This is a genomic window from Agromyces binzhouensis (genome assembly GCF_004135055.1).
Classification (GTDB): domain Bacteria; phylum Actinomycetota; class Actinomycetes; order Actinomycetales; family Microbacteriaceae; genus Agromyces; species Agromyces binzhouensis.
In genome coordinates this window covers 1-643 of record NZ_SDPL01000786.1, presented here as the reverse complement: position 1 = coordinate 643, position 643 = coordinate 1, and the positions used below count along the sequence as shown (strand labels likewise).

At 77.1% G+C, this 643-nt stretch carries 1 pseudogene; it reads right to left on the bottom strand.

Features of this window, described 5'->3' with window-relative positions:
* A pseudogene (locus ESO86_RS19615) lies at nt 1–643 on the bottom strand (protoporphyrinogen oxidase); the annotation flags it as partial.

The window sequence follows — 643 nt, the reverse complement described above, 5'->3', positions numbered from 1 at the left end:
GACCGCGGCCTGCGAGAGCGCGTCGCGCCAGGCCGACCGCCCGTGGGCTCGCAGGGCGGATGGCCCGAGGTCGACGCCGAGCAGGGCGGATGCGTCGCGCAGGGCGAGTTCGGCGATCTCCTCGTCGCCCAGGCCGTCGAGGGGGCTTCCGGCGCCGGCGCGCCCGTAGGAGAGCCGGACCACGTGACGGCCTCCCGCGGCATCGGCGAGCCACGGCCACTTGGCGCTCGAGTGCGTGAGCGCCTTGGCGATGACGCCGGGCGTGCCCGCGGCGACCAGCACGCCGGTTCCCCGCGGCGCCGCGTCGAGTTCGGGCGCGTCGAGGACGAGCGTCACGAGCTCGACGGATGCCGCGGCCGGCCACTCGTCGCCGAACGCGCCATCGGGTGCGATGCCGGTGAGCAGCGCCCGCGAGACGTGGGCGGGGGTGGCCACGATCGCGAATCGCGCGTCGACGACCACGGGGACCGGCGACTCGTCGTCGCCGGGGACGTCGGCCGCCTCGCGTACCGACTCGCCGATGGCCCGCCAGGTCGAACGGTCGGCATGCGCATCGTCGGTCGGCGCGGCGCGGCGCTCGAGGGCCGTCGCCCGCACACCGGTGCGGACCTCGGCGCCGAATCGTGCGAGCTCGGCGGCGGGC